This window comes from Pseudomonas argentinensis, from assembly GCF_001839655.2.
Taxonomy (GTDB): domain Bacteria; phylum Pseudomonadota; class Gammaproteobacteria; order Pseudomonadales; family Pseudomonadaceae; genus Aquipseudomonas; species Aquipseudomonas argentinensis_B.
Genome location: NZ_CP056087.1, coordinates 457,548 through 478,032 on the forward strand (window position 1 = coordinate 457,548; position 20,485 = coordinate 478,032).

At 65.2% G+C, this 20,485-nt stretch carries 16 protein-coding genes; 13 read left to right on the top strand and 3 right to left on the bottom strand.

The window, feature by feature from the left end:
* Positions 1–6 precede the first annotated feature (6 nt).
* A complete protein-coding gene (locus SA190iCDA_RS02125) occupies positions 7–1,257 on the bottom strand; it encodes an MFS transporter (RefSeq protein ID WP_070884762.1) in 1,251 nt (416 codons plus the stop codon).
* Between the two features lie 218 nt (positions 1,258–1,475).
* Here SA190iCDA_RS02125 and SA190iCDA_RS02130 point away from each other — a divergent pair, with 218 nt between their 5' ends.
* From SA190iCDA_RS02130 to SA190iCDA_RS02160, 7 genes are all read left to right on the top strand, one after another.
* The gene (locus SA190iCDA_RS02130; RefSeq protein WP_070884763.1) at positions 1,476–2,378 is read left to right on the top strand and encodes an alpha/beta hydrolase; all 903 of its coding nucleotides are present in this window, start codon (positions 1,476–1,478) and stop codon (positions 2,376–2,378) included.
* Between the two features lie 29 nt (positions 2,379–2,407).
* Complete coding sequence (locus SA190iCDA_RS02135; protein ID WP_070884764.1) at positions 2,408–2,734, top strand: hypothetical protein; 327 nt, start codon at positions 2,408–2,410, stop codon at positions 2,732–2,734.
* A 204-nt stretch (positions 2,735–2,938) separates the two neighbouring features.
* Positions 2,939–3,889 (top strand): hypothetical protein, encoded by a 951-nt coding sequence (locus SA190iCDA_RS02140; RefSeq protein WP_070884765.1) that lies wholly within the window; start codon positions 2,939–2,941, stop codon positions 3,887–3,889.
* Between the two features lie 173 nt (positions 3,890–4,062).
* Positions 4,063–5,208 (top strand): aldose epimerase family protein, encoded by a 1,146-nt coding sequence (locus SA190iCDA_RS02145; RefSeq protein ID WP_070884766.1) that lies wholly within the window; start codon positions 4,063–4,065, stop codon positions 5,206–5,208.
* A 376-nt stretch (positions 5,209–5,584) separates the two neighbouring features.
* Positions 5,585–7,786: a DNA helicase II gene (uvrD, locus tag SA190iCDA_RS02150; RefSeq protein WP_070884767.1), complete on the top strand. Its 2,202-nt coding sequence runs from the start codon at positions 5,585–5,587 to the stop codon at positions 7,784–7,786.
* Positions 7,787–8,029: 243 nt separating this feature from the next.
* Complete coding sequence (locus SA190iCDA_RS02155) at positions 8,030–8,887, top strand: Tim44 domain-containing protein (protein WP_070884768.1); 858 nt, start codon at positions 8,030–8,032, stop codon at positions 8,885–8,887.
* 265 nt (positions 8,888–9,152) lie between these two features.
* Complete coding sequence (locus SA190iCDA_RS02160; protein ID WP_070884769.1) at positions 9,153–9,560, top strand: SMI1/KNR4 family protein; 408 nt, start codon at positions 9,153–9,155, stop codon at positions 9,558–9,560.
* A 197-nt stretch (positions 9,561–9,757) separates the two neighbouring features.
* Here the strand turns inward: SA190iCDA_RS02160 and SA190iCDA_RS02165 are convergent, their stop codons facing one another.
* Together SA190iCDA_RS02165 and SA190iCDA_RS02170 are read right to left on the bottom strand one after the other, a co-directional pair.
* A complete protein-coding gene (locus SA190iCDA_RS02165; RefSeq protein WP_070884770.1) occupies positions 9,758–11,521 on the bottom strand; it encodes a cation:proton antiporter in 1,764 nt (587 codons plus the stop codon).
* Positions 11,522–11,796: 275 nt separating this feature from the next.
* The gene (locus tag SA190iCDA_RS02170; RefSeq protein WP_070884771.1) at positions 11,797–12,546 is read right to left on the bottom strand and encodes a tetratricopeptide repeat protein; all 750 of its coding nucleotides are present in this window, start codon (positions 12,544–12,546) and stop codon (positions 11,797–11,799) included.
* A gap of 151 nt (positions 12,547–12,697) precedes the next feature.
* Here SA190iCDA_RS02170 and SA190iCDA_RS02175 point away from each other — a divergent pair, with 151 nt between their 5' ends.
* The 6 genes from SA190iCDA_RS02175 to SA190iCDA_RS02200 all read left to right on the top strand — a co-directional run bounded on the left by SA190iCDA_RS02175 (position 12,698) and on the right by SA190iCDA_RS02200 (position 20,282).
* Positions 12,698–13,180 carry an acyl-CoA thioesterase gene (locus SA190iCDA_RS02175; protein WP_070884772.1) on the top strand — a complete coding sequence of 161 codons (483 nt, stop codon included), beginning with the start codon at positions 12,698–12,700 and terminating at the stop codon, positions 13,178–13,180.
* 185 nt (positions 13,181–13,365) lie between these two features.
* Positions 13,366–15,090, top strand: coding sequence for a YbaL family putative K(+) efflux transporter (gene ybaL, locus SA190iCDA_RS02180; protein ID WP_070884773.1), 1,725 nt, complete (start codon positions 13,366–13,368; stop codon positions 15,088–15,090).
* A gap of 99 nt (positions 15,091–15,189) precedes the next feature.
* On the top strand, positions 15,190–15,624 hold the full coding sequence (locus SA190iCDA_RS02185) for a DUF3301 domain-containing protein (RefSeq protein WP_070884774.1): 435 nt from the start codon (positions 15,190–15,192) through the stop codon (positions 15,622–15,624).
* Between the two features lie 60 nt (positions 15,625–15,684).
* Positions 15,685–17,448, top strand: coding sequence for an ATP-binding protein (locus tag SA190iCDA_RS02190; protein ID WP_070884775.1), 1,764 nt, complete (start codon positions 15,685–15,687; stop codon positions 17,446–17,448).
* Positions 17,445–18,794, top strand: a complete 1,350-nt coding sequence (locus SA190iCDA_RS02195; protein ID WP_070884776.1) for a sigma-54-dependent transcriptional regulator — start codon at positions 17,445–17,447, stop codon at positions 18,792–18,794. The genes SA190iCDA_RS02190 and SA190iCDA_RS02195 overlap by 4 nt, the downstream gene beginning before the upstream one ends.
* 183 nt (positions 18,795–18,977) lie before the next feature.
* Positions 18,978–20,282: an MFS transporter gene (locus SA190iCDA_RS02200; protein ID WP_070884777.1), complete on the top strand. Its 1,305-nt coding sequence runs from the start codon at positions 18,978–18,980 to the stop codon at positions 20,280–20,282.
* The last annotated feature ends 203 nt before the right edge of the window (positions 20,283–20,485 follow it).

The window sequence follows — 20,485 nt, forward strand, 5'->3', positions numbered from 1 at the left end:
GCCAGGCTACCGCCAGCCGTGCCGACGAAAGTAACGCCCCACCAGCAGCAATGCCGCCAGCCCCAAGACCCCGGCGCAGACGAACAGGCCGTCATACCCCAGCGCCTTGGCCAGCACGCCGCTGGCCGCGCCGACGAAGCCGCCAAGCAGAATCTGCGTGGAGGCCTGCAGGGTGAAGTCCGCGCCTTCATGACCGGGGCGGCACTGGCGCATCATCGCGGCGAACAAGGCGACTGTGGATAAGCCATCGGCGGCCTGCTCGCTCAGGGTCAAGGCATACACCCACGATGCGTCACCGCCACGGCTGACAAGCAGCGCCAGCCCGGCCAGGCTCAGCGCCTGCAACGCACCGAAGATCAGCAGCGCACGTAGCACACCGAGGCGCGCATACAACAGGCCGCCCAATAGCGCGCCGCCAATACCGACCAGGCTGCTGATCAACGTCAGCTGGCCCAGCTCGGCATTGCTCCAGCCCTGATCCACCAGCATCGGCTTGATCATCGGCGAGCCCAGGGCGTCGCCCAGCTTGAAGGCCAGCACCACGGCCAGCCACAGGCCCATGCCCGGCAGCGCCAGCAGGCCGCGGTAATGACGCCACAGCAGGCCGATGCCCAACGGCTCGGCCGGCGCGCTGGTTGGCGGCAATTGTTGTGTTTCGGCGAAGCGCCATACCGGCAGCAGCATCAGGGCGACCAGCAGGGTCAGCGCCAGCAGCGACAGGTTCCAGCCCACGCGGTCGATCACCAGCAACAGGCCGCTGCCGCTGACGATCATCCCGACCTTGTAGCCGCCCACCTGCAGGCTATTACCCAGCCCGCGCCAACGCTCGGGCAACAGGCGCACGGTCAGGCCGTCGGTGGCGATGTCCTGGGTCGCCGCCGCCAGGTTGATCAGCACCAGCAGGCCGAGCAGCAGCGGCAACTGCGCACCAAATAGCGAGCCCGGTGAGAGCAGCGCCAGGGCCAGCAGAATCACCACCACCGCGCCCTGCAACGGCAGAATCCAGCCGCGGTGATGGCCCAGGCGCCGCGATGAAAGGCGGTCCACCCACGGCGCCCACAGCACCTTGAGCAGCCAGGGCAGCGCCAGCAGCTTGAGCAAGCCGATCACGGCCAGGTCCACGCCATGCTGGCGCAGCAGCACCGGCAACGCATGGGCGATCAGCCCGGACGGCAAACCCTGGGCGCAATACAGCGAGGCCAGCAGCACCAGGGTGGCGCCGGCCGGGTGGCGTAAATCGGCAGGAGTGGGCGACATGGTGGCGTCCGCAGGAGTTCAGCGGCGCAGCATAGCGCAGGCGTGAAAGCACCAGCAGCCCTGGCATGCTGCGGTTACAACTCGATACCCGAAACCAGTCGCGGCGGCGAACGCTGGCGTGGTGTTTCGGTCTATTCGCCTGTCACCCTCCCCCCGCCCCTGCGCCGCCCGTGAGCGAAGCGCGGCGCGCGTTACGTTTGCAAACTCCGCGGAGAACCATGGCCACCACACTTATCCACACCCTGCGTCGTCGCTGGCTGAGCATCGGCTTGCTGCTGTGTCTGGCCGTCGGCCTGCCGGTCGGCTGCGCCAAGCTGGAAGAAAAGGAGCGCGAGCTGGTGTTTCGCATCGAGCCGGGCACCGCCAGCTGGTTTCACGGCCTGCCTGCCGGAGTGAAAGACATGACCCTCAGCGTGCCCGAGTTCGGCGACAGCCAGAATATCCACGCCTGGTGGTGGCCAGCCCGCAAGGCGGACGCGCCAACCCTGCTGTACCTGCACGGTTCGCGCTGGAACCTGACCGGCCAGCTGTTTCGTATCGAACAGCTGCACGCCATGGGCTTCTCGGTGCTGGCCATCGACTACCGCGGCTTTGGCGAGAGCCGCGGCGAGCTGCCTTCCGAGCGCACCCTCTACGAAGACGCCGAGATCGCCTGGCAACGCCTCACCGAGCTGCAGCCCGATCCTGCCAAGCGCTTTATCTACGGGCACTCCCTGGGTGGTGCCGTGGCGGTCAACCTGGCCGACTCCCTGGGCCGTGATCGCCACACCCCGCCGCTGGCCGGGCTGATCATCGAATCGACCTTCACCAACCTGGCCGATGCCGCTACCGCCGTCGCCTCCGAGTACACCTCGCTGCCGGTGCGCTGGCTGCTGTCGCAGAAGTTCGACTCCCTGAGCAAGATCGGCGACATCAAGGTACCGGTGCTGATCGCCCACGGCACCGGTGACCGCTACGTGCCGGCGCGCTTCAGCGAAAGCCTGTACCAGGCGGCCAACCAGCCCAAGCGCCTGCTGCTGATCGACGGCGGCAACCACAACAACAGCATGCGCACCGGCAGCCGTGAATACCGCGAGGCGATTCGCACGCTGTTCTCCCAGCAGATGCTCGGCAAGGGCTGACCGCGCTCAGCACGCCAAAGGACAGCCCCATGCAGGTCATCGATCACCAACCCCACGCCTGGTTGCTGCTGCAAGACGACAGCGGACTGCTGATCGACGTGGAGTGCCATCACGGCGCCGTCAGCTGCAGCGTGCTGATCCGTCTGAATGATGAAGAGCTGGCCGAGTACCGGCGCGACGGCCACGCCTATCTGAATCGCCTGGCCGAGGCCATCCACTACAGCGCGCCGATCCTGGCGATCAGCAACTCGCCCTACAAGGCGCGCAAGCTGCGCGGCTACGAAGAGCAGGTGCTGCAGGCGATCCGCCAGTGGCAGGCGCAGGCTCAACCCGGCGGTGCCGCCAGGCAGGATTGACGCATCGTCAGCGCGGTGGACAGGCAGCGGCTGAATCCACTGACCAATGCCATGTCGCCTAGCTCACCTCCCTCCCGGACCGACGTTGCGGCACCTATCGCACGCCCCTTGGCGACGCACTGACCGAAGCTCGTCAGCCTGCCCTCGGGTTATGCTGCGCGAATGACAGAGGCGCGCCCGCCCGTGGCGCTAACGGAAGCCTGCATGCTGATTGGCCACCGCTTCGAACGCACCCCACGGGGCGATCTGCACATTCACTCGCACAACGGGGTGATGAACATCGTTGCCCCGCTGATGGGCGCGATCGCCTTTGCCGCCCCGGTTGCACTCGTGGCCATTGCGGTTGCCAGTGACTCCTCGCCCTCGGCCAGCCTGGACCCACTGACCTTACTGCTGATCGTGCTCGGGCTGCTGCTGTTTCCTGCGCTTGGCCTGGTGATAATGGTCTATACCGGCATGCGTGAAACCTTGCTGCTGTCACGCCTCGATGGCGAGGGCAAACGCCGCACACGAAACTTCTTTGGTCGTCGCGAGCGGATCACCGAGGTGTTTCGACTCGACAGGACGCAGCGCCTCGAGCTGCGCCGTCGCCAAGGCGCCGAGCCCGCCCACACCCAACTGTGGCTGGTGATGCGCGATGGCACCGAGCACCGGTTGACCACCGACAGCGTGCCGGTCATACCGGGCAGCGAACGCACCGACCGGTGGCTGCGAGAACTGGCCGAATACCTGCAGCTGGACGTGCCGACGACCATCATCGACCCCACGACAGTCAAAGCGCCGACGCCCTACAAGCCCGTCAGCAGCCGTGCCGCGAAAGCTGCAGCGCAGTCGAAAGCCGAGGCGCCAGCCCCTTCTCATGGGAAAAGCACCACCGTCAGCACGCCTGCCCGGGCCTTCTGCGCACTACTGGGCGCCTTCCTGGCGGTATTCGAACTGAGCCACCTCACCACATTGATGCCAGCGCTGTTCACCGGCCGCTTGCGGGTCAGCGGCTTTCGAACGGGAGCGCATAGCTTCTACTGGAGCGAGCAACCCCTGGTGTTCTCGTTCAATTTGCTGGTTGGCTATGCCGAAGTGCTGATCATCGGCGCCATCGCCTGGGGATGCCTGCGCGCCGCCGTCACCGGTCGTTTGAAGGCAGCAAGCGGATAGCGGGGGTTCCGAACGCCCCTGAGCCGCACACCGGTGCCATGACGAACTGCCTAGCTGGTTGTCAGATAACAGCTAAGCTGTTTTTCGTATCAAGATCATTCCGGCCTGGCATTCGCTGCCCCGAGCCGCTGCTCGTCAGAACGCCCTCCACAACAATAAAAGGAAGTTCGACCATGACCCACCCCCACCACCTGCTGTCCGGCCTGGCCCTCTCTCTGGCGATTGCCACAGGTGCCAACGCTGCCGGGCTGACCAGCGAACACAAGCCATTCGGCAAGACCCGCGACGGCACGCCGGTCGAGCAGTATCAATTGCGCAACAGCCATGGCATGCAGGCCACCATCATCACCTACGGCGGCGTGCTGCAGGCCCTGGCAGTGCCGGACAAGAACGGCAAGGTCGAAGACGTGGTATTGGGCTTCGATGACGTGCAGGGCTATGAGACCGGCACCGCCTTCTTCGGCGCCACCATCGGCCGCTTCGGCAATCGCCTGGCTGGCGGCGCCTTCGAACTCGATGGCAAGCGTTTCCAGGTGCCACTCAACGACGGGCCGAACGCCCTGCACGGTGGCGCCGAGGGCTTCGACAAGAAGGTCTGGGAAGCCAAGCCGGTAAAGGATAAGGATTCGGTCGGCGTGACCCTCACCTACCTGTCCAAGGACGGCGAGATGGGCTTTCCCGGCAACCTGAAAACCGAAGTCACCTACCGCCTCACCGACGACAACGAACTGCACATCGACTACAAGGCCACCACCGACAAGCCCACCGTGGTCAACCTCACCAACCACAGCTACTTCAACCTCGCCGGGGCCGGCAACGGCGATATCCTCAAACAGGTCGCCACCCTGCACGCCAGCCACTACACGCCGGTCAACAAGACGCTGATCCCCACCGGTGAACTGGCCCTAGTCAAAGGCACGCCGATGGACTTCAGCAAACCGACGCCCATCGGCCAGCACATCAAGGATGACCACGAGCAGCTCAAATTCGCCGAAGCCAAGCAGGGCGGCTTCGACTTCAACTGGGCGCTGGACGGCAAAGGCGACATCAAGCAACTCGCCGCCGAAGTCCACGACCCCGCCTCCGGCCGCCTCCTGCAGCTCTACACCACCGAGCCGGGCGTACAGTTCTACACCAGCAACTTCCTGGACGGCTCGGTAAAAGGCAAAGCCGGCAAGACCTACGCCCACTGGAGCGCCTTCACCCTGGAAACCCAACACTTCCCAGATGCGCCGAACCAGCCGAAGTTTGCCTCCACCCGCCTGGATCCGGGGCAGACGTATACGCAGAATACGGTGTTCAAGTTTTCGGTGAAGTGAGGACGGGCGTCTAATAGCGCCAGAGGGCATAACTGTGAGCCTTGAAACGGAACACAGTTATGCCTGTTGTTAAAGGCCGATAGCGCAGGCGATGCCTCCCAGCAACCAATGGTCACCGACTTCAGCTTGGCGTATCCCGATGAATGCCAAGCCGAATCACGACCAAGCCGGAGGCCTCGGTGCCGCCGAAGCTGTTCCACAAGAGCTTCGAAGGCCTCACCGAAGCCCAACTGCGCAACCTCAACCAAGTGCTGGAGCATTTTCGCCAACCTGCCCGAACACTGATCGCAGCCGCCCGGCGGCGCCCATTGGCAGCCCGTCATGTCCGCGGTCAGCAGCGTTTGCCCTACCTGCGTCGCCCCCCTAGAATGCCGCGATGCAAAATGACCTCGATCAGCGACTCAGTTCTCTCAACCCAGCCCAGCACCATGCGGTCACCACGCCGCCAGGTCATCAACTGGTGCTGGCCGGTGCCGGCTCCGGCAAGACCCGCGTGCTGGTGCACCGCATCGCCTTTCTGATCCAGCGCCTGGACGTGTCGCCACACAGCATCCTGTCGGTGACCTTCACCAACAAGGCCGCGGCCGAGATGCGCCACCGCATCGAGGACGTGCTCGGCCAGAGCCCGGCCGGCATGTGGGTCGGCACCTTCCACGGCCTGGCGCACCGCCTGCTGCGCGCCCACTGGCAGGAAGCCAATCTGGTCGAGAACTTCCAGATTCTCGACTCCGACGACCAGCAGCGCTTGATCAAGCGGGTGATCCGCGAACTGGGCCTGGATGAGCAGCGCTGGCCGGCCAAGCAGGCGCAGTGGTTCATCAATGGCCAGAAGGACGAAGGCATCCGCCCGGCCGGCATCCAGGCCAGCGGCGACCTGTTCCTGGCCACCATGCGCAGCATCTACGAGGCCTACGAGGCCGCCTGTGCCCGTGCCGGGGTGATCGACTTCGCCGAGCTGCTGCTGCGCGCCCTCGACCTGTGGCGCAACAACGCCGGCCTCTTGGCGCACTACCAGAAGCGCTTCCGGCACATCCTGGTCGACGAGTTCCAGGACACCAACGCCGTGCAGTACGCCTGGCTGCGCTTTCTCGCAATGGGCGGCGAAAGCCTGATGGTGGTGGGCGACGACGATCAGTCGATCTACGGCTGGCGCGGTGCGAAGATCGAGAACATTCAGCAGTTCGACAGCGATTTCGCCGACGCCGAGATCATCCGCCTGGAGCAGAACTACCGCTCCACGGCGAACATCCTCAACGCCGCCAACGCGCTGATCGCCAACAACCAGGGGCGCCTGGGCAAGGAATTGCGCACTGATGTCGGTGACGGCGACCTGATCAGCCTGTACGCCGCCTTCAACGAACACGACGAAGCGCGCTACGTGGTCGAGACCATCGAGGGTGCCCTGCGCAAGGACGGCCTCAGGCGCAGCGACATCGCCATCCTCTACCGCTCCAACGCCCAGTCGCGGGTGCTGGAAGAGGCCCTGCTGCGCGAGAAGATTCCCTACCGCATCTACGGCGGCCAGCGCTTCTTCGAGCGTGCGGAAATCAAGAACGCCATGGCTTACCTGCGCCTGATCCACCAGCGCGGCAACGACGCGGCGCTGGAGCGGGTGATCAACGTGCCGGCCCGCGGCATCGGCGAGAAGACGGTGGAAACCCTGCGCCAGTTCGCCCGCGCCAACGACCTGTCGATGTGGGCCGCGCTGCACGAGGCGGTCGGCACCAAGGTGATCGCCGGCCGCGCCGCCAGTGCGCTGAACGCCTTCGTCGAGCTGATCGACACCCTGGCGCTGAAGGTCGAGGGCCTGCAGCTGCACAGCACCGCGCAGCTGGTCATCGAACAGTCCGGCCTGCTTGCCTACCACCGCGACGAGAAGGGCGAGAAGGCCCAGGCCCGGGTGGAAAACCTCGAGGAACTGGTGTCCGCCGCCCGCGCCTTCGACTCCTATGAGGGTGAGGAAGGCGACGAGGCGCAGACGCCGCTGGCCGCCTTTCTCGACCATGCCTCCCTGGAAGCCGGTGACACCCAGGCCGCCGAGCATGAGGACAGCGTGCAGATGATGACCCTGCACAGCGCCAAGGGCCTGGAGTTCCCGCGGGTGTTCCTGGTCGGCATGGAAGAGGGCCTGTTCCCCCACAAGATGAGCCTGGAAGAGCCCGGCCGCCTGGAAGAGGAGCGCCGCCTGGCCTACGTGGGCATCACCCGGGCCATGCGCCACCTGGTGATCAGCTACGCGGAAACCCGCCGCTTGTACGGCAACGAGACCTACAACAAGGTGTCGCGCTTCGTGCGCGAAGTGCCGCCGCACCTGGTCCAGGAAGTGCGCCTGTCCAACAGCGTCAGCCGCCCGTACGGCAGTGGCAGCCGCAGCATGAGCGGCAGCAGCCTGTTCGCCGGCAGCGCCGTGCCGGACACGCCATTCAACCTCGGCCAGCGCGTGCAGCACTCGCTGTTCGGCGAAGGCACCATCCTCAACTTCGAGGGCTCGGGCCCTCAGGCACGGGTGCAGGTGAACTTCGAGAGTGAAGGCAGCAAGTGGCTGATGCTGGCCTATGCCAAACTGGAACCCATTTGAAGAGCAGATCAGACGATTCACGTTGCAAGACGACCGCCCTTCAGGGGCGGCTGCCCTAACAAAAATCAAGGCACCCTGCTCGACATGCAAGCTGCGGGTCGCATTCACCTCCCTCCATCAGTAACCTGGCGCGGCACAGGCCGCCTCGCTGGGCAAAAGCTCGAAACATTCTGTTGCTGGTCATGCCGGCCAGCCACGGGCAAGATGCCCTTCAGTGTTTCAATAACCGAGAGAAAACCGATAATGCAGCGTTTCCTCAGCATCGCCCTGGTACTTTGCCTGGGCCTGTCCTTCAGTTTCACTGCCGACGCCAAGCGTATGGGCGGCGGTAAATCCTTTGGCGCCGCGCCGAGCCACCAGACTCGCCAGGCCACGCCACCTTCCCAACCCAACGCCAATGCCGCAGCGCCAGGCCGTACCCCGGCTGCCGCCAGCGGTGCCTCGCGCTGGCTCGGCCCGCTGGCCGGCCTGGCCGCCGGTGGCCTGCTGGCCTCGATGTTCATGGGTGACGGCTTCGAAGGCCTGCAGATCATGGACATGCTGATCTTCGGCCTGATCGCGTTCCTGCTGTTCCGCTTCCTGGCCGCTCGCCGCCAGAAGCAGCAGCCGAACGTCGCCGCTGCTGGTGGTGCGCCGTTCCAGCGTGAAGCCCATGGCCAGCCGCAGCCAGCCCAGCCGTCGATCTTCGGTGGCAGCAGCGCGGCCGCAATCAAGCCGGTGATCAACGCACCGGCCTGGTTCAACGAGCAGAGCTTCATCAATGCCGGTCGTGAGCACTTCCTGAGCCTGCAGCAGCACTGGGACGCGAACGAGATGGACAAGATCGCCGAGTTCGTGACCCCGCAACTGCTGGAGTTCCTCAAGCGCGAGCGCGCCGACCTGGGTGATGGCTTCCAGTCCACCTACATCGACAACCTCGACGTACAGCTCGATGGCGTCGACGACCACGCCGACAAGACCATCGCCACCCTGACCTTCAGCGGCATCTCGAAGACCTCGCGCTTCGACCAGGGCGAAGCCTTCAGCGAAAGCTGGCGCCTGGAGCGTGCGGTTGGCGAAAACCAGCCCTGGCTGGTTGCCGGTATTCGCCAGAACGGCTGATCCCATATGCGTTGACGAAACCCGGGCTTGCCCGGGTTTCTTTTTTTCCGCCACCCGCTTTTTCGCAGCCTGCGGGCGCGCAGTGCAACAACGGCGGGCGGAATCCGTCGCAGGCCGACATGGCGTTTTGCCTATTGTCGGCTTGTGGCCATTTTGCATTCAGCGTAAAAAGCTGCGTTATCACAGGAACGGAAAAGCAGGCAGCGCCCGTTGCCCCTCGCCTTCCCGAATCTGACCAGAATCGTCGAACTCAGGTGGAGCCGCCGTGGAAGAAGTCATCGAACAACTGCGTGAATTGAACGAGCCAGTGCCGGTGCCGCTGGAACTGCCCGACGAGGAGCTGCTGGTGGAGATCGAAGAGCAGATCCTCATCAACCTGCCGTTCGAGCTGCGTGAATTCCTGCTCAAGGTCAGCGACGTGGTGTACGGCCGCCTCGAACCGGTCACCGTCACCGACCCGCAGTCGCATACCTACCTGCCGGAAGTGGCCTCGGTCGCCTGGTCCCTGGGTGTGCCCCGTGAGCTGGTACCGATCTGCGAAGACCAGGGCAACTACTACTGCGTCGAACAGGACGGCACCGTGCTGCTCTGGGACGGCGAAGAAGAAGACCTGACCGACGACAGCTGGGACTCGGTCTGGCACTGGGTGCGGGAAGTCTGGCTGGAGGAATGACAGCAGCTGCAAGCTGCAAGCTGCAAGCTGCAAGACAAGCATTGGCGCTGACCTTGCTTGGGCAAAACGCCATCGAGCGCCGACCGCCAGCACCTTGCCTCGCGCAATGATCCGCTGCACCAACGCAAAGCCCCGCACTCACGTTCACGAGCGCGGGGCTTTTTCTTGCAGCTTGCGGCTCGGAGCTTGCCGCTGCCTCAGTGATGCCCCGGTGTTTCGGGCTTGTCGAGGGTTTCGAACAGGGCGATCTGCAGGCGCGTGTGCACGCGGATGAACCAGCGCCACAGCACGGCCACCACGCCGGCCGCGACCACACCGACCAGCAGCAGCATGTCGTTGGACGGCAGGATGCTCGACGACAGCGCGGTGAGCAGCACCATGATGCCGACCAGCGAGAGCAGCGGGATCACTTCGGAGATCACCTTGCGCACCCGCGCCGTATGACGGCCAGCCTTCTCCTGACGCACGCCCATTTCGGCGAGCAGCATGGAGAGCGCCTTGATCTTGCGGTACGCGGCGATCAGGCATGGCAGCGAAAGGATCAGCGCGGCGCCCCAGATCACCGCCTTGCGCAGGTTTTCCTGGTCGATCCACTCGGCCAGCCAGGCACCGATCTGCGCGGCGAAGAAGGCAATGCCGAGGAAGATCGCCACCACGAAGGCCAGGTTGACCAGCACCTGCAGGACGATCTTGCGGATCATCCCCGCGAGAATCGCACCCTGGCCTTGCGGCTGGATGCTGCGCAGCCACTCGCCATAAAGCGAGAACACCCGGGACACACGCTGCGGCATCACGTTGCCGAGGCTTACCGCCAGCGGGTCGGCGGCGCGGATCAGGTACGGGGTGGTCAGGGTGGTGATCACCGAGACGGCCACCGCCACCGGGTAGAGGAAGTCGCTGGTCACCTGCAGGGTCATGCCCAGGGTGGCGATGATGAAGGAGAACTCGCCGATCTGCGACAGGCCCATGCCGACGCGCAGCGAGGTGCGTCCATCGTTGCCGGCGATAAAGGAGCCGACGCTGCACGACAACACCTTGCCGACGATCACCGCCACGGTGATCACCGCGATCGGCCAGGCGTACTCGACCAGCACGTTGGGGTCGAGCAGCAAACCGATGGCGACGAAGAAGATCGCGCTGAACATGTCGCGCACCGGCTCGATCAGCCGCTCGATCTGCACCAGCTGGCGCGACTCGGCCATGATCGCGCCGATCAGGAAGGCACCCAGCACCATGCTGTATTCCAGCTTGACCACCAGCAGGCAGAAGCCGAAGCACATGCCCAGCACCGCCACCAGCAGCATCTCGTTGCTTTCGAACCTGGCCACGTAGGCGAGGACGCGCGGCACCAGGATGATGCCGATGACCAGGGCGACGATCATGAACAGCGACAGCTTGCCGACGGTGGCGAACACCTCGCCGGTCTCTACCGTGCCGCTCAGGGCGATACCGGAGAGCAGCGCGATGATGCCGATACCAAGGATGTCCTCGACGATCAGCACGCCGAAGATCAGCTGGGCGAACCGCTCGTTCTTCATCTTCAGGTCGCCGAGCGCCTTGATGATGATGGTGGTCGAGGAAATCGCCAGGATCGCGCCGAGGAACAGCGAGTCCATGGTGCTCCAGCCGAAGTAGCGGCCGATCTCGAAACCGATCCAGATCATCAGGATGATTTCCAGGAACGCCGCGATGAACGCCGTGGCACCGACGCTGAACAGCTTGCGCAGGCTGAACTCCAGCCCCAGGCAGAACATCAGGAAGATTACCCCCAGCTCGGCCAGGGTGCGGATGGTCTCTTCTTCATGGATAAGGCCGAACGGCGGGGTGTGCGGGCCGATCAGAAAGCCGGCGAGGATGTAGCCCAGTACCACTGGCTGCTTGAAGCGGTGAAACAGCACGGTGACCACACCGGCCACCAGCATGATCACCGCTAGATCCTGGATGAAGCTGATGGCATGCATGAGGGAACGGCTCCTTGTTTTGGGCAGGCACGAACGCGCGCGGGCGGCTGCTCGATGGCGCGTTGGAGCCTGCTGGAAGGCGGGAAGATCGGCCCGTTGCTGGGCCACACTGGCCGCAGGTTAACATCCGGGCCAGACGCGTCACGGTGTGGAAATATTCAGAAATATTTACCGAAACCCGCGAGGTGTACACCTTACAGCGCTGCCGGAAAAGACGCCGGGCATCTCCTTATGGTCACCGCCGGTGGCGACCCACGGTGCTCCCCGCACGAAGATCACTGAATGGGCGCTTGCGGCGCCTGCGGCTCGGCACTGACCTTCAGGTAGCGTCCCGCCACGCTGATACCAGAGCCGCCATACACCTGGCAGCGCGGATCGATCACCTCCACCACCTGGATATCCAGCCCTTCGTGGAGCAGCGCCACCGAGCAGCCCTTTGGCAACTGCGCTGCGGTCAGCTGGAAATAGGCCTTGTCGCCCTGCAACGTGCCTTGCAGGTTACCGACGGCCGCCGGGCCGTATTCCTCGACCTTGCCGCCGGCGCGCAGCGGCGAAAAACTCGCTCGATAGCGGCCATCGGCCTGGCGACTGATATCCAGGCTGCTCCACACCGCCGCACCGGCGTAACGCAGGTAACGGCCCTCGATGCTCGCGCCCAGGGCCTGGTAATCCACGGCGGAGGCCACCGAACGTAGGTTGTTGCGGGTGGCGGTGCCCTGCATGCCATCGGCCAGGGCGAGGTTCAACCAGGCGCGGGCCTGGCCGGGCTGCTCCAGGCGCAGGCTGGTCACCACCAGGTTGTTCAGCGCCAGCTCGCGGGCGGCGCTGCCGTCCTGCTCCTGCTCCTGCTCGGCGCGGCGCAGCTGTCGTTCGAAGGCTTCGGCAGCCTCGGCGTAGCGACCTGCCTGATAGGCCGCGGTGCCGGCGGCATTGCACAGGCTGACGCTGTCGCAGGACTGGGGGGCGGCCTGGGCCGTGCCAACGAGCAACGACAGCAGGGCTAGACAGATAACGGGGCGCGTCATGGGATCGTCCTGAATGAATGAGAGACTATGGCTCTAGAGTGAAATGCCGGTACATACGTTGCAGCAATCGACGGCATAGACACAATCGACCAGCCAGGGCCGCGCAGACGGCCGACAATCACGCCCCCAGCCACCCGATGAGCGAGACCTTATGGAACCCGGCAATGCGCAATTGACGATGACCGTCCTGATGACCCCGGACATGGCCAACTTTTCCGGCAATGTACACGGCGGCACCCTGCTCAAGTATCTCGATGAAGTGGCTTACGCCTGCGCCAGCCGGTACGCCGGTCGCTACGTGGTCACCCTGTCGGTGGACCAGGTGACCTTCCGCGAGCCGGTACACGTCGGTGAGCTGGTCACCTTCCTGGCCTCGGTCAACTACACCGGCCGCACCTCCATGGAAGTCGGCATCAAGGTGATCACCGAGAACATTCGCGAACGCTCGGTGCGCCATACCAACAGCTGTTTCTTCACCATGGTGGCGGTCGACGAGCACGGCAAATCCACCGAAGTGCCGCCGCGTCAACCGCAGAGCGCCGAGGAGCGGCGGCGTTTCGAGCAGGGCCGCCAGCGTCGGGAGATCCGTCAGGAACTGGAAAACCGTTACCAGGCCCTCAAAGGCGAGGCGTGACGCGGCTCACAGCATCGGCCATGACAATCGACACATCCTGTATAAAGACCTTTTAGTTATAAGTAGTGTTTTAATATAAACTATTGATCTTTATGGCCGGGCAATCCGGCCCTGGCCGTTACGCTGTTCTACGCGCTATCCGCTGCCGCGCAGGCATGCCAGGCCCTTTTCACCAAGGAGACCGCATGCCGCATCACACCCCCCTGATTGCGACGATTGCTGCCGGCTTCGTGCTGGCCTACCTGTTCGGCAGCCTGGCCAACCGCCTGCGCCTGTCGCCACTGGTAGGCTACCTGCTGGCTGGGGTGATCGTCGGCCCCTTCACCCCCGGCTTCGTTGCCGACAAGGAGCTGTCCCAGGAAATCTCCGAGATCGGCGTGATCCTGCTGATGTTCGGGGTGGGCCTGCACTTCTCCCTCAAAGACCTGATGTCGGTCAAACACATCGCCATCCCTGGCGCCGTGGTGCAGATCGCCGTGGCCACGCTGATGGGCATGGGCCTGTCCTGGGCGATGGGCTGGGGCTGGGGCGCCGGCCTGGTGTTCGGCCTGGCACTCTCGGTGGCCAGTACCGTGGTGCTGCTGCGCGCCCTGGAAGAGCGCCAGCTGATCGACACTCGGCGCGGCAAGATCGCCGTCGGCTGGCTGATCGTCGAGGACCTGGTGATGGTCCTGGCCCTGGTGCTCTTGCCGGCACTGTCCGGTGTGCTCGGCGGCATTCCCCAGGGCGACGGCTCCAACAGCATCGGCCTGCAACTGCTGATCACCCTTGGCAAGGTCAGCGCCTTCGTGGTGCTGATGGTCGTGGTCGGCCGCCGGGTCATTCCCTGGCTGCTGGAGCGCAGCGCCGGCACCGGCTCGCGCGAGCTGTTCACCCTCGCCGTGCTGGCCATCGCCATGGGTATCGCCTACGGATCGGCGCAGCTGTTCGGCGTGTCCTTCGCCCTCGGCGCATTCTTCGCCGGGATGATCCTCAACGAGTCGGAGTACAGCCACAAGGCCGCCGAGGATTCGCTGCCGCTGCGCGACGCCTTCGCCGTGCTGTTCTTCGTTTCGGTGGGCATGCTGTTCAATCCGGCGATCCTGCTCGAGCAGCCGTTGCTGGTGCTCGGCACCTTCCTGGTCATCGTGCTCGGCAAGTCGCTGGCGGCGATGCTCATCGTGCTGGCCTTCCGCAAACCGCTGAGCACCGCGCTGACCATTTCGGTGAGCCTGGCGCAGATCGGCGAGTTCTCGTTCATCCTCATCGGCCTGGGCATCGGCCTCAACCTGGTGCCAGAAGCAGCGCGCGACCTGGTGCTGGCCGGCGCGATCCTGTCGATCCTCTGCAACCCGCTGCTGTTCCTGCTCATCGACCGCCTGCAGCCCTGGCTGGATCGCCGCGAGAACACCACGCCGGCCGATCAGGTCAGCGTGGCGGACCGCGAGGACAATGACCTGCACCCGATCACCGAAACCGGCCACGCCATCCTGATCGGCCATGGCCGTGTGGGCAGCCGCATCAGTCGGCGCCTGCGCGAGGAAGGCGTGCCGCTGGTGATCATCGACGATAATCGCACCCGCGCCCAGGAACTGCGCGAGGAAGGCTTCAGCGTGGTACTCGGCAACGCGGCCAGCACCCAGGTGCTGGAACTGGCCAACGTGACCTCGGCGCGCTGGCTGATGATCGCCATTCCCAACAGCCTGGAAGCCGGACAGATCGCCATCCACGGCCGCCAGGCCAATGCCGATCTGGACATCATCGCCCGCGCCCACTTCGATGATGAGGTCGACTATCTGCAGACCCACGAGGCCGATCTGGTGGTGATGGGCGAGCGGGAAATCGCCCGGGTGATGTTCGAGCGTCTCGGCCTGCAGGCGCCCGCGCCGGTCACGCCACTGCCGATCAACCCCCATGGCCTGGCCAGCTGACGCATCGGCAACGGATAGCGAACCTGACACCGACTCACGGCGGCAACTGTCACCGTGGATCGGGTAAGCTGGGCGCTCCTCGTCACGAGTTCGCCTGCCATGCTGACCCTCGGCAACCTGTTCATCCTGATGCTGCTCGCCGCCGGCGCCGCCTGGCTGTGGCACGGCCACGGCATTCGCGAGCGCGCGCTGACGCGGGTCAAACAGCACTGCGCCAGGCTGGATATCGAACTGCTCGATGGCAACGTGGCCTTCCAGCGCTTCGGCCTGGTTCGCGATGGCCGGGGCAACCGCCGTTTCGCACGGATCTACGGGTTCGAATTCACGGTAACCGGCGAGCAGCGTCATGCCGGGCGCATCGTCATGTTCGGCGCCCACCTGGGCACCATCGAGCTCGATCCCTACCCGTTTCGCGAGCCGGCAGAGGCCCTGCCACCGGTAGTCGAAGCCGCCGCGCCAGCTGCGCCCCGCAAGACCGGCCAGGTGATCGAACTGCAGCAATGGCGCCGTGACCACCCCGCTTCTCGGGACTGATTGGCCTGGCCGACCCTGTGCTATCGTCGGCCGCCTACCTGCCTTGGCTGACCCGCATTGATGTCATCCCGCCCCCTGCGCATCGCCCTGCTGACCGCCCTGTTGCTGGCCGGGCTGTGTCTGAGTGCCTACCTGGCCGAACGCCAGGCCGAGCGCCAGCGCCTCGCCGAAGCCAGCAGCCAGGCGCAGGAACAACTGGCGGCCTACGCCGGTACGCTGCAGACGCTGATCGACCGCTATCGCGCCCTACCTGCCGTGCTGGCGCTCGACCCGGAGCTTGTGGAAGCGCTGCAAAGCCCACTTACCCCGGTGCTGCAACACCGCCTGAACCTCAAGCTCGAAGCCATCAATGCCGCCGCGCACTCCTCCACGCTGCAGGTGATGAACGCCGACGGCCTGGGCGTCGCAGCCAGCAACTGGCGCCTGCCGACCAGCTACGTCGGCCACGACTACAGCTTTCGCCCCTACTTCAGCGAAGCCCGCGAACACGACACCGGGCGTTTCTATGCCGTGGGCGTGACCAGTGGCATTCCTGGCTACTTCCTGTCCCATGCCGTGCGCGATGGCCGCGGGCGGTTTCTCGGCACCGTGGTGGTCAAGCTGGAGTTTCCCGGCATCGAGCAGGCCTGGAGCCAGAGCCCACACGTGCTGCTGGTCAGCGACCGCCAGGGCATCACCTTTATCGCCAACCGCCCGGCCTGGCGCTACCGCGAGCTGCAGCCGATCTCCGCGGCGGTGCGTGAAACCCTTGCCGCCACCCGCCAGTACGACAGGAAGCCGCTGGCGCCCCTGCGTTATCAACAGCGCCAATCCCTGGCCGATGACGGTCGCCTGGTACGTGTCAGCGACCGCGAGCTGGCCGGCGACTACCTGTGGGAAACCCGCGAGCTGGCCAGTGAAGACTGGACGCTGCACCTGCTGCTCGACACTCGCAGCCTGGCCGGCAGCAGCTACACCGCCGCCCTGGCCGCTGGCGGTGCCTGGCTGGCGCTGTTTCTGCTGGGCCTGGTGCTGCACCAGCGCTGGCGCATCGCACGCCTGCGCCAACGCACCGCCGACGAGCTGCAGGCACTGGTCGAACAGCGCACCGCCGCCTTGCGCACCGCTCAGGATGGCCTGGTCCAGGCTGCCAAGCTGGCCGCACTGGGGCAGATGTCGGCGGCCCTGGCCCACGAGATCAACCAGCCGCTCACGGCCCTGCAAGTGCACCTCGGCACCCTGCGGATGATCCTCGCCGACGGCGAGCTGGAGGAGGCGCGCCAGTCCCTGGTGCGCCATGAGGAACTGCTGCAGCGCATGGCGGCGCTGGCCGGCCACCTGAAAACATACGCCCGTAAGAGCCCCGGTGGCCTGCGCGAAACCCTGGAGCTGGGCGCCGTGCTCGACAAGGCCCTGCAGCTGCTGGAGCCGCGCCTGCGCGATGTCGAGGTAACGATTCAGCGCACACCCGAGCAACCGGCCTGGGTGGCTGGTGATGCAATCCGCCTGGAGCAGGTGCTGGTCAACCTGATCCGCAATGCACTGGATGCCATGCAGCATCACCCTGCGCCGCACCTGATCATCGAGTTGCTGCTCGCTGATGGGCACTGGCTGCTGCATATCGACGACATCGGCAGCGGTATCGCCGCCGAGGCCCTGCCCCACCTGTTCGACCCCTTCTTCACCACCAAACCCGTGGGCGATGGCCTGGGCCTCGGCTTGGCGGTGTCCTACGCCATCGTCCGTGAATTGGATGGCGACCTGCGGGCTGCCAACCGCCCCGAAGGCGGCGCACGCTTCACCCTGCGCCTGCCTGCCGCCACCGCCCCCCAGGAGCTGCCATGAAACCCAGCGTGATATTCGTCGACGACGAGGCGCCGATCCGCGACGCCGTGCGCCAGTGGCTGGAGCGCTCCGGCTTCGAGGTGCTGCTGTGCGCCAGCGGCCGCGAATGCCTGGAGCGCCTGCCCGAGGATTATCCCGGCGTGGTGGTCAGCGACCTGCGCATGCCGGGCATGGATGGCATGGCGCTGCTCGAACAGGTGCAGGGCCGCGACCCCGAGCTGCCGTTCCTGCTGGTCTCGGCCCACGGCGACGTGCCCCAGGCGGTGGAGGCCATGCGCCTGGGCGCCTACGACTTCATCGAGAAACCCTTTACCCCCGAGCGCCTGCTCGGCAGCCTGAGTCGCGCCCTGGAGAAACGCCAGCTGACCCGGGAGAACCGCCAGCTGCGCCAGCAGGTCGAGCACAAGGACGAACTCGCCGGGCGCCTGCTCGGCTCGTCCGCCACCATGGTGCAATTGCGCCGCCAGGTGCTGGAGCTGGCGCACACGCCGGCCAACGTGCTGATGCGCGGCGAGACCGGCAGCGGCAAGGAGCTGGTCGCCCGCTGCCTGCACGACTTCGGCCCGCGCGCCAAGGGCCCCTTCGTGGCGCTGAATTGCGCAGCCATTCCGGAGCACCTGTTCGAGAGCGAACTGTTCGGCCACGAAAGCGGCGCCTTTACCGGGGCCCAGGGCAAGCGCATCGGCAAGATCGAACACGCCAACGGCGGCACCCTGTTTCTCGACGAGATCGAAAGCATGCCCCTGGGCCAGCAGGTCAAGCTCTTGCGCGTGCTGCAGGAGCGCCAGCTGGAACGGCTCGGCTCCAACCAGGTGATCAGCCTCGACCTGCGGGTGGTCACCGCCACCAAGCCGGACCTGCACGAGCGCGTGCGCGAAGGCACCTTCCGCCAGGATCTGCTCTATCGCCTCAACGTCGCCGAGCTGCAGTTGCCGGCGCTGCGCGAACACCGCGAGGACGTGCCGCAGCTGTTCGAGCACCATGCCCGGCAGATCGCCGAACGCTTCGAACGCCCGCTGCCGCCGATCACCCCGGCGCTGCTGGCCCATTTGCTGGCCCACGACTGGCCTGGCAACGTGCGCGAGCTGGTCAACGCCGCCGAACGCCATGTGCTGGCGCTGTCCGGCTCGGGCGTTCAGCCAGCCGCGGTGGACAACTCCCTCAGCGCGCGTATGGAGGCCTTCGAAGCGCAGTGCCTGCGCGAGGCCCTGGCCAGTTGCCACGGTGACATGAAGCTGGTCACCGAACTGCTGCAACTGCCGCGCCGCACCCTCAACGAGAAGATGCAGCGCCACGGTCTGCTGCGTACCGACTTTCTCGATAGCGAAGTAACCGGCGCCGGTTGAGCCGCCTGGCAAGATTCCGCTAGCCCACCTGCAGCGCTAGCGGATTTTCGCTAGAAACCACCTTCCCCATTTCGTCACAGTGCCCACAGGGCGGGCCTCTCAGCGCCTGGCACAGCTTCTGCAATGACCCGGCCAGCGCCTGCACCGGCGTACAAGAATAATGACGATACGAGGTTCCCCCTGATGGAAAGCACCAGCACGCTGTCTGCCTCTGCGCCTACGCGCACCACGTCCCAGCGCATCAAATCGATTTTCAGCGGCTCCGTCGGCAATCTGGTCGAGTGGTACGACTGGTACGTCTACGCCGCCTTCTCGCTGTACTTCGCCAAGGCCTTCTTCCCGCAAGGCGACCTGACCGCCCAGCTGCTCAATACCGCCGCGATCTTCGCCGTGGGCTTCCTGATGCGCCCGATCGGCGGCTGGCTGATGGGTATCTATGCCGACCGCAAGGGCCGCAAGGCGGCGCTGCTGGCCTCGGTGCTGCTGATGTGCTTCGGCTCGCTGATCATCGCCCTGACCCCCAGCTACGAAACCATCGGCGTCGCCGCGCCGGTGTTGCTGGTGGTCGCGCGCCTGCTGCAGGGCCTGTCGGTCGGCGGCGAATACGGCACCTCGGCCACCTACCTGTCGGAGATGGCCTCCAAGGAACGCCGCGGCTTCTTCTCCAGCTTCCAGTACGTGACGCTGATCTCCGGCCAGCTCATCGCCCTGGCGGTGCTGATCATCCTGCAGCAGACCCTGACCGTCGAGCAGCTGGAAACCTGGGGCTGGCGCGTACCCTTCGTGATCGGTGCACTGTGCGCGGTAGTGGCCATGTACCTGCGTCGCGGCATGGAGGAGACCGACTCGTTCAAGAAGACCGAGGCGCCGAAGGAAAATATCATGCGCACCCTGCTGCGCCATCCCAAGGAGCTGCTCACCGTGGTCGGCCTGACCATGGGCGGCACCCTGGCCTTCTACACCTACACCACCTACATGCAGAAGTACCTGGTCAACACCGTGGGCATGAGCAAGAACGACTCGACCATGATCTCGGCCGCCACGCTGTTCCTGTTCATGCTGCTGCAGCCGCTGGTCGGCGCGCTGTCCGACAAGATCGGCCGGCGCCCGATCCTGATCGCCTTCGGCGTGCTGGGTACGCTGTTCACCTACCCGATCCTGACCACCCTGCACACCGTGCAGAGCTGGTGGGGCGCGTTCTTCCTGATCATGGCGGCGCTGATCATCGTCAGCGGCTACACCTCGATCAACGCGGTGGTGAAGGCCGAACTGTTCCCCACCGAGATCCGCGCCCTGGGCGTCGGCCTGCCGTACGCGCTGACCGTGTCGATCTTCGGCGGCACCGCCGAGTACGTGGCGCTGTGGTTCAAGAGCGTGGGCATGGAGAGCGGCTTCTACTGGTACGTGACCGGCTGCATCGCCTGCTCGCTGCTGGTGTACATCACCATGAAGGACACCCGCACCCACTCGCGGATCACCACGGACTGAAATGATCGGGCGCCCTAAGCGGCGCCCTCTTGGAGCCTGCTCACGATCTTTCGGCTCGACTTCAGCGCTTTGACTGCAAAGTGGTGGAAGCAGCCGCAAGCTGCAAGCCCCAAGCTACAAGTTAAAAGCAGTCCGCAGTGCTCTAGCTTCTTCTTGCAGCTTGAAGCTCGATGTCCGCTTTTGCCTTGCAGCAGCCTCTTTAT